Genomic DNA, 8,797 nt, shown 5'->3' on the forward strand with positions numbered 1-8,797 from the left:
GGGAGTTCAGCAGTGACTCCCTTTTCTATTCCTTCTATGTAGAAAATAATCTTTGGACAACCTTCCAGTGAGGTGAGAATATGCTTTCATACACAATTAAACGGGTTATGTCATTAATACCTGTATTACTAGGTTTATCCTTAATCGTCTTTTTTATGATTCGAGCGATTCCTGGGGATCCAGCACAAATTATCCTTGGGCAGCTGGCTACAAAAGAGGCAGTCGCTGAATTAACCAAGCAGCTTGGACTTGATCAGCCTTGGTATATCCAATACTTTACATATCTTGGTGGGCTTCTTACCGGGGATTTAGGTGAATCAATTAAGACAAAGACAGCTATCAGCCAAGAAATCTGGCCCTATTTAGCAGCAACAATTGAGCTTTCGGTATGTGCGATGGCAATCGCGATTTTCATTGGTGTCAATGCTGGAATCATTAGTGCATGGTACCAAAATTCATGGTTTGACTATATTGCGATGGTCCTTGCATTAATCGGTGTATCGATGCCGATATTCTGGCTTGGTCTAATGGAGCAATGGGTTTTCGCGATTAATCTTGATTGGCTTCCAACCTCAGGGAGAGAGGAAGTTAGGAACCCGGTGGAGTCGATTACGAATATTTATATGATTGATACACTATTGCAAGGAAGAATGGATCAATTTTGGGACGTAATTAAGCATTTAATCCTTCCTGCCTTTGCACTAGCAACCATTCCAATGGCAATCATTGCAAGGATTACACGTTCCTCCATGCTTGAAGTCATGCGATCTGATTTTATTCGTACAGCGAGAGCAAAGGGATTAAGAATGTTTTGGGTCGTATATAAGCACTCTTTAAAAAATGCGATCATTCCAGTGCTTACGATTATTGGCTTGCAATCGGGTCTTTTATTAGGGGGAGCCATTTTAACAGAAACGATTTTTAGCTGGCCGGGAATGGGTCGATATATCTATGATGCAATTAACGCTCGTGATTATCCTGTCATTCAATCTGGAATTCTAGTCATTGCCTTTATATTTGTCATGATTAACTTAGTCGTGGACTTGCTCTATGCTGCAATTGATCCACGTATTAAGTATAACTAGAGAGGGGGAGCATACTTGGAACTTTCTACTCAAAAAAATTTACAGCCACCTGTCATACCAGAAGAAGAAAAAGTAGTTTCCCCCTGGCTTGAAGCATGGAGAAGCTTTCGAAAGAATAAATTAGCTTTAATCGGTGCATTAATTGTCCTTTTCTTTATTGTTCTTGCTATTTTTGCACCATTCATTGCCCCACAAGGCATTAATGAGCAAATGCTCTCGAAACGTTTACAGGCACCATCTGGAGAGCATTGGTTTGGAACCGATGATTTTGGACGAGATATCTTTTCAAGGGTCATTTATGGAACAAGAATTTCATTATGGGTTGGTTTTCTTGCTGTAATGGGTTCCATTGTTGTCGGCTGTTTGCTAGGTATTATTGCAGGCTATTATGGCAAATGGGTGGACACAATTATTTCTCGAATTTTTGACATTATGCTCGCTTTTCCAAGTATTCTATTAGCGATTGCGATCGTCGCAGTTTTAGGGCCTTCCCTTAAAAATGCCTTAATTGCGATTGCGATTATCAATGTGCCGAACTTTGGGAGATTGATTAGATCGAGGGTGCTAAGTGTAAAGCAGGAAGAGTATATTATGGCTGCAAAAGCAGTCGGAATGAAAAATAACCGTATTTTGTTCAGGCATGTTCTCCCTAATAGTATGGCGCCAATTATTGTGCAAGGAACACTTGCAATTGCAACAGCAATTATTGAAGCGGCTGCATTAGGCTTTCTTGGATTAGGTGCTACGGCTCCGAACCCAGAATGGGGGAAAATGCTTTCAGATGCAAGACCATTATTAATGCAAGCTCCTTGGACAATGGTTTTCCCAGGGATTGCGATTATGTTAACCGTTTTAGGATTTAATTTAATGGGTGATGGCCTAAGAGATGCGCTTGATCCGAGGATGAAAAGTTAAACATAAAAAAGCAGCTGACCTCAGCTGCTTTTTTTATTCTTCAATAGTAATCTCACTTGTTTTTTTATGATAGGTTTGAAAGCTTGTAATTAGTTTATCCAGATGGACGACCTGCTCATCGTAATTGATAATGGCGGAGAGAATTTGCATCGTATGTGAGAGAATCATTTCATCTTCGACTTTTGCTTCTTTTTGGTGAGAGAAAAAGAGATTAAGCAGTTCTTTGCTATTTAAGATAATTTCTCCTTCTTCAAATGTTACATTTGGCCGCACCTTGCCAATGAATTTCAACATGACATGTTCATGGTAATGAATGAGGCAATCAAGCTGCTGTTGGACCGCATGCTGGAACTCATCCGGCATTTCTTGAAGGTCATTCTCGAAGCGATGGAGCCTTCTAAGCATTTCAAGTGATCGTTTGACTGTTGAAATCATTTGTCTATAGATGACAAGCTTTCGGGATTTGGCTAGTGTTGTTTTCTTAAAGTAATTTCGCTCTTCCTTGTACATAACATATAAATTATCAAGGCTTCTAACGGCCTCTTTCATTTTTTCTATGTCATTTTTAAGTAAGCGATGCTCTGAAGCATGTCGGATCGTTAGTCGAATCCACTTCGTTGTCTCTTCTGTAATATCTGAAACCTTGAAATAGAGCTTCTTTTCATATTTTGGCGGAAGGAAAACTAAATTCACGACAAAAGCAGCAAAAACTCCTAGCATAATCGTTGAAAAACGAATGATAGCAAATTGGATAAATTCGTCTCCAGGTGTTTCCATAATGGCAATTAAAGTAACGAGTGACAAAGAGATCGTGTTTTCGAGCTTTAGCTTTAAATTAATCGTAATGACGATAATTGCAGCTAGTCCAATAATGACGATATCATTTCCGAATAACACGACAAATAGTACAGCAATAATTGCTCCAATTACATTCCCTTGAATTTGTTCAATAATCGTAATGAATGAACGATAGATTGTCGGCTGTACCGCAAAAATGGCTGCGATGGCTGCGAAAACAGGGGATGGAAACTGAAAAATCTCAGATAAAAACAATGATAGAATAATTGCAATTCCCGTTTTGAAAATGCGGGCGCCAAGCTTCATATGTCTATATTTCCCTTCTTGTTATGATAATCCATATATATGATTCTTTTGATTAGTATACAACATTACTGTACTATACATGGATAATGAAAGAAGTACAATGGGCATTTTTTTGAACTTTTCTCTTTGCGGAAAATTTAAAGGAAAAGGAGCGAATCATCGCTCCAATTCTAACATTTTGGATTATTTTTCTACTAATTGTTCAAATGCATTCCGAACAGCATGAATCGTTGCATCAATGTCTTCCTTCGTATGGGCAATAGTTACAAACCATGCTTCATATTTAGAAGGTGCCAAGTTAATTCCTTGCTGTAACATTAGTTTGAAGAATTGAGCAAACATTTCTCCATCTGTGTTTTCTGCTTGTTCATAGTTAACGACTTTTTCATTCGTGAAATAAACGGTTAACGCGCCTTTTAAGCGGTTGATTGTTATTGGAATGTGATAGTCTTTCGCAGCGGAAGCAATGCCAGCCTCAAGCATTTCACCTAATTGATCTAGATGCTCATACACGCCATTTTGTTTTAATACTTCAAGACAGGCGATGCCTGAAAGAATGGAAGCAGGGTTTCCTGCCATTGTTCCTGCTTGATACGCAGGACCTAATGGTGCCACTGTTTCCATGATTTCCTTTTTCCCGCCGTAAGCGCCAATTGGCAGTCCGCCACCAATAATTTTCCCCATTGCTGTTAAATCTGGTGTCACACCTAAGAGATCTTGAGCGCCACCATACATGAAACGGAAGGCTGTAATGACTTCATCGTAAATGACAAGTGCACCAGCTGCATGTGTTAATTCATTCACTTGCTCAAGGAAGCCAGGTTTAGGTTCAACAATGCCGAAGTTTCCGACGATCGGTTCGACAAGAACGGCAGCAATTTGATCGCCCCATTTTTCTAACGCTTCCTTATATGGTTCGATATCATTGAAAGGAACCGTAATCACTTCTTGAGCGATACTTTTCGGTACGCCAGCAGAGTCAGGTGTTCCTAATGTAGACGGACCAGAGCCAGCAGCGACTAATACTAAATCGGAATGCCCGTGATAACAGCCAGCAAATTTAATGATTTTATCTCTTCCTGTATAGGCGCGGGCTACACGAATGGTTGTCATTACTGCTTCTGTTCCCGAATTGACGAAGCGAACCTTTTCTAAATTAGGCATCGCTTCCTTTAGCATTTCTGCAAATTTCACCTCATGAGGGGTAGGTGTTCCGTAAAGCACACCAGTTTCTGCCGCTTTCTTAATTGCTTCAGTAATATGTGGATGTGCGTGCCCCGTAATAATCGGCCCGTAAGCAGCGAGATAATCGATGTATTGATTTCCGTCTACATCCCAGAAATAAGCACCCTGTGCGCGTTCCATGACAACAGGTGCTCCGCCGCCAACGGCTTTATAGGAGCGGGAAGGACTATTCACACCACCAACGATGTGTTCAAGTGCCTTTTTATGTATACGTTCAGAATTTGTAAATTGCATATAGATCCTCCTTGAAAATTAACGAATAGATGATAAGCATTATTATCTTATCATGTTCATGAGGAGATTGCTGTAAATCAACTTTATAACAGTCGTAAATCGGTACGAGCAGTCATACAAAATCTCAATGTAGCGTATAAATGAAGAGAGTAAAGTGGGAAAGAGGGAGCGGTATGGTATTTTATATATCCCTAGTGCTGATTGTATTTTGTATGCTTATGAGCTTACGAACATTATTCTTGCCACATAAGATTAAAGGGAAGCGGGTTTCCTTTGAGAATTTTTTATATTTAGCATGTATTTATTTAACTGTGATGATTGGCTTTGGTTTAATTTATATTCTTCTAGAATTAAATGGTTTTAATGTGTTTATGGAAGATACGGAAGGATGGTATGGGCCATTTATCCAGCGGCTAGAAACAGGTTTTTATTTCAGTGCGGTTACTTTATTTTCCGTCGGATATGGAGATATTTCTCCGATTGGGATTGGCAGAATGATTGCTGTTCTTGAGGCGTTGATCGGCTACACGATTCCTGCTGCCTTTGTGTTTAGGGCAGTATTTGAAATGGATTCGAAATAATTGTTTTTCAAAGAGAAATTGGATAGGCTTATATAGGAAGAAAAGAAGTGCGCTTGAATAGGAGGAATACGTATGACAGCGAAAATTGGTGAGCTTGCTCCAGCATTCGAATTGGCTGGAAGCAATGGAGAAACCATTAAGTTATCAGATTATCGTGGAAAACATGTCGTTCTTTATTTTTATCCAAAGGATATGACACCAGGCTGTACGACACAGGCATGTGATTTTAAAGATCAATACGAAAGTTTTGCAGATGTAAATGCAGTCATTATCGGTGTTAGTCCGGACTCACTTACTCGACATGAGAAATTTATAAGCAAATATGAACTGCCGTTTGTATTACTTGCAGATGAGGATCATCGAGTAGCAGAAGCGTACGATGTATGGAAGCTAAAGAAAAACTTTGGAAAAGAATATATGGGCATTGAACGTTCTACCTTTATTATTAATAAAGAGGGCGAGTTAGTGAAGGAATGGCGTAAGGTCAAGGTGAAGGGGCATGTGGAAGAAGCCCTTCAATTTATTAGAGACGAGCTTTCATGATGATTTGCTTGCCTATTTTTAGATAACAAGGCTTTTGTCCACTCAACTGACCTTCATTTGAATATCATTGTATTAGGGCATACCTCCTCAATATTGAAACGAATCTAAATGGATTCGTTTTTTTTTGCTGTTTTTGAACATTGATGGTGAAGGTTGATATCAGTGGGGCTTAGCTGTCCTAAGTTTCCTGATTTGACACCGAACGAAGGGAATGCGACAGCATTTTTAAGTAGTTTCTCGCATCTTCCGCTCCAATCAACCGACCTAGTTAGTTAAAAATTTGATTCAAATGCAACACTCACTTAGTAAGAGCTTTAAAAATAAACTAAGTTTCTCACTCATTCAGTTTTTAAACATTGCCCTCATACATATATTAATAATAAACGAATAATAAGAGGGAGGGTTTGCGAATTATTGAGCAAAAAGTTGAAATTAAATTAGAGAATCTTATGTATATTGGAGTTTGTTATGTTGACAAAAGTGTTATTAAATGAGTACACTATTTATAAAGATTATAAAGTAAGAATTCTTTTTAGAAAAGAGGTGCATGGCGGTGGCACATATTGAATTAAAGGAAGCGTTGGATACTTTAAAAGATACTGGAGTGCGTATAACACCACAGCGTCATGCGATACTTGAGTATCTAATTAACTCAATGTCACACCCAACTGCCGACGATATTTATAAAGCACTAGAAGGAAAATTTCCTAACATGAGTGTCGCAACTGTTTACAATAACCTGCGAGTATTTCGAGAAGTAGGGCTTATTAAGGAATTAACTTATGGGGATTCATCTAGTCGCTTTGATTTTGTCACATCTCATCATTATCATGTAATTTGTGAGAAGTGTGGGAAAATTGTAGATTTCCATTATCCAGGCTTGGATGAGGTGGAGCACTTAGCTTCACATGTAACAGGATTTAAAATTAGTCATCACCGAATGGAAATTTACGGAGTATGTCCTGAATGTCCTAACATGGAAACTCATTAAATAAATATTGCCAAAAAAATGCTGTTAGCCTTTGTGCTGACAGTTTTTTTGTTTAGGAAATGATAAAATCGCATATTGTATATAACTTTATGACTAGTTTAGTCTACGTCCAGCTTCGGTACCTTTCGCCTATTAAACTTCAGTACTGCTCCGCAACGATTGCGCCAATCGCGGTTAGCTCGCGCATATCGTGGAGAGGGGCAGTTATCGCATGCTCTTTTGATCCTAGATTATGTTTGTGTTTGCTGAAGCTGTAGCTTAAATGGAAGTCTCTTTTTTAAGGGAAAATGGAAGCGTGCAAAAATTGGAACGATAAAATATGAAATAGCAAGTTTCGTTATCTAAATAAATAAGAGGCGTCCCGAAGTCATATCTCTACTTTTGGATGCCTCTTTTCTGTTATAGATAATTAAGTATATCTAGGAGATTCTTACTTTATAAACGGCCTGTTACTGCCGTTTCTTATTATATTTTTCATCAAACTCTTCGCCTTCAAGCTTTGGATCAAGTGTTAATGGTTCATTGCAATACATACACATGTCCACCCGTCCAAGTATTTTTGTATGCTTCTTACAATTAGGACAAACTACTTGAACAGTTTTGGTTGAAAGCATACCAATCCAAAAGTATACAATAATACTTGCAATCATAAAGAGGAATCCGAAGAACATAAAGACCGTCATAAGTATTGGAGATTCTCTGAAGAAAATCCCTACGTACATTATAATAAACCCAACGAAAATTAGGGCAAGGGCGAATGTCCGGATTTTATTAATTTTACTAGAATATTTAACCATGTATGTCCCTCCTAATGAATTACTATATCATATAGACTGGTAGAAGATAAATAAAAAGAATGAAAACGATTTTTGAAATAGTTAAGCAGGAAATCGAAGAAATTTGTCGAAGATATATTCATCAATAAATTGGAGGAATGATGATGGAAGACATTCTCCGTCCCATTTATCAAGAACGGGCAAGCCAAGCAAATACACTTGGTATAGTAATGATAAATAAACGTGAAAAGGACGTTCCGGTTACAGATACATTCGATTCCATTCTATTAGTATTAGTTTCGGAAGCTGAAGTTCCTGTATTTGTGAAACATTATACGTATTATGGAAAAAAGGCAGCATTGTACATGGTTACAGATCAACAGTTGAATGAATGGCTGTTGCTAGGATCGAATAAGAAAATATTTGATTGGTTATATAATGGAAAGATTCTCTTTGACCGCAATGAATATATTCATGGCATAAAAAAAGAATTAATCGAATTTCCTTTCTATGGCCGAAAATTGAAAATGGGATTAGAATTTGCTAAATTAATCCGTCGCTATATGGATGGACGAGCATTTTTTGATAATGGGCATTATCTTGATGCATACAATCATGTTGTTCATTCACTTCATCATCTCGCAAGATTAGCAGTTGTTGAGCAAGGATTTCATCCCGAGGTCACAGTTTGGCAGCAGGTGAAACAAATAGATCCAGAAATTACGAAGCTATATGAAGAACTAGTAACGAGTGAGGAACCATTAGATAAAAGGTTAGAATTATTATTTTTAGCAAGTGAATTCCTCATCCATTCAAAAATGAAAAGTGGGACGAATCATCTAGTTGACGTTCTTGCTGAAAAAGAATTTTGGTCGATTAATGAGATCATTAATCATGAAGAGGTAAGCTTATATAATGTAGATTTAACCATGCTTCTAGAATACTTAATCGATAAAAGCATGATTGAAGTAGTGATGAAAGAGACGAAGGGGCAAGGAGTCTATCATCGATACTATACACTCTCGAAAAAATTATATTAAAAAAATATAAAAGCTATTGACCTTTACGAAAATACTTGGTATATTAATATCCGTCGCTGAGAAACGATCTAAGAGAAATTCACAGCTGATGGATATTACTTTTTTAAAAAACATATTGACTTCTAAAACGTCAAATGTTATATTATAAAAGTCGCCTCTAAAATAAAAGAGGCTAACGAGAGAATTGATCTTTGAAAACTGAACGAACAAAAAACGTCAACGTTTAAACTTATTTTTTATTTTAGAGCTAATCAACTCTTTATTGGAGAGTTTGATCCTGGCT

9 protein-coding genes are annotated in these 8,797 nt (G+C 37.7%); 6 read left to right on the top strand and 3 right to left on the bottom strand.

Features of this window, described 5'->3' with window-relative positions; translation table 11 throughout:
* Positions 1-80: 80 nt before the first annotated feature.
* Entirely contained in the window at positions 81-1,085 is a 1,005-nt protein-coding gene (locus J2Z40_RS16110; protein WP_066391790.1) for an ABC transporter permease, read from the top strand.
* Between the two features lie 15 nt (positions 1,086-1,100).
* Complete coding sequence (locus J2Z40_RS16115; protein WP_066391791.1) at positions 1,101-2,000, top strand: ABC transporter permease; 900 nt, start codon at positions 1,101-1,103, stop codon at positions 1,998-2,000.
* A gap of 33 nt (positions 2,001-2,033) precedes the next feature.
* Here the strand turns inward: J2Z40_RS16115 and J2Z40_RS16120 are convergent, their stop codons facing one another.
* Both J2Z40_RS16120 and J2Z40_RS16125 read right to left on the bottom strand, forming a co-directional pair.
* Positions 2,034-3,104, bottom strand: coding sequence for an FUSC family protein (locus J2Z40_RS16120; RefSeq protein ID WP_066391792.1), 1,071 nt, complete (start codon positions 3,102-3,104; stop codon positions 2,034-2,036).
* A 183-nt stretch (positions 3,105-3,287) separates the two neighbouring features.
* Complete coding sequence (locus J2Z40_RS16125; protein WP_066391795.1) at positions 3,288-4,583, bottom strand: glutamate-1-semialdehyde 2,1-aminomutase; 1,296 nt, start codon at positions 4,581-4,583, stop codon at positions 3,288-3,290.
* Between the two features lie 173 nt (positions 4,584-4,756).
* Between J2Z40_RS16125 and J2Z40_RS16130 the strand changes: the two genes are divergently transcribed.
* The 3 genes from J2Z40_RS16130 to perR all read left to right on the top strand — a co-directional run bounded on the left by J2Z40_RS16130 (position 4,757) and on the right by perR (position 6,698).
* Positions 4,757-5,164, top strand: a complete 408-nt coding sequence (locus tag J2Z40_RS16130; RefSeq protein ID WP_066391797.1) for a potassium channel family protein — start codon at positions 4,757-4,759, stop codon at positions 5,162-5,164.
* A 72-nt stretch (positions 5,165-5,236) separates the two neighbouring features.
* On the top strand, positions 5,237-5,707 hold the full coding sequence (gene bcp, locus J2Z40_RS16135; RefSeq protein WP_066391800.1) for a thioredoxin-dependent thiol peroxidase: 471 nt from the start codon (positions 5,237-5,239) through the stop codon (positions 5,705-5,707).
* Between the two features lie 553 nt (positions 5,708-6,260).
* Entirely contained in the window at positions 6,261-6,698 is a 438-nt protein-coding gene (perR, locus tag J2Z40_RS16140) for a peroxide-responsive transcriptional repressor PerR (protein WP_157087790.1), read from the top strand.
* 449 nt (positions 6,699-7,147) lie between these two features.
* Here perR and J2Z40_RS16145 read toward each other — a convergent pair whose 3' ends face one another.
* Positions 7,148-7,495 (bottom strand): YgzB family protein, encoded by a 348-nt coding sequence (locus J2Z40_RS16145; RefSeq protein WP_066391805.1) that lies wholly within the window; start codon positions 7,493-7,495, stop codon positions 7,148-7,150.
* A gap of 143 nt (positions 7,496-7,638) precedes the next feature.
* Between J2Z40_RS16145 and J2Z40_RS16150 the strand changes: the two genes are divergently transcribed.
* On the top strand, positions 7,639-8,514 hold the full coding sequence (locus J2Z40_RS16150; protein ID WP_066391807.1) for a nucleotidyltransferase-like protein: 876 nt from the start codon (positions 7,639-7,641) through the stop codon (positions 8,512-8,514).
* The last annotated feature ends 283 nt before the right edge of the window (positions 8,515-8,797 follow it).

This window comes from Cytobacillus eiseniae (genome assembly GCF_017874625.1).
Lineage (GTDB): Bacteria > Bacillota > Bacilli > Bacillales > Cytobacillaceae > Cytobacillus > Cytobacillus eiseniae.

What these genes read in the sequence shown, in the direction of transcription:
- J2Z40_RS16110 (WP_066391790.1), top strand. Translation starts at nt 81, where the DNA reads ATGCTTTCATACACAATTAAACGGGTTATGTCATTAATACCTGTATTA.
- J2Z40_RS16120 (WP_066391792.1), bottom strand. Translation starts at nt 3,104, where the DNA reads ATGAAGCTTGGCGCCCGCATTTTCAAAACGGGAATTGCAATTATTCTA.
- J2Z40_RS16125 (WP_066391795.1), bottom strand. Translation starts at nt 4,583, where the DNA reads ATGCAATTTACAAATTCTGAACGTATACATAAAAAGGCACTTGAACAC.
- J2Z40_RS16130 (WP_066391797.1), top strand. Translation starts at nt 4,757, where the DNA reads ATGGTATTTTATATATCCCTAGTGCTGATTGTATTTTGTATGCTTATG.
- bcp (WP_066391800.1), top strand. Translation starts at nt 5,237, where the DNA reads ATGACAGCGAAAATTGGTGAGCTTGCTCCAGCATTCGAATTGGCTGGA.
- J2Z40_RS16145 (WP_066391805.1), bottom strand. Translation starts at nt 7,495, where the DNA reads ATGGTTAAATATTCTAGTAAAATTAATAAAATCCGGACATTCGCCCTT.
- J2Z40_RS16150 (WP_066391807.1), top strand. Translation starts at nt 7,639, where the DNA reads ATGGAAGACATTCTCCGTCCCATTTATCAAGAACGGGCAAGCCAAGCA.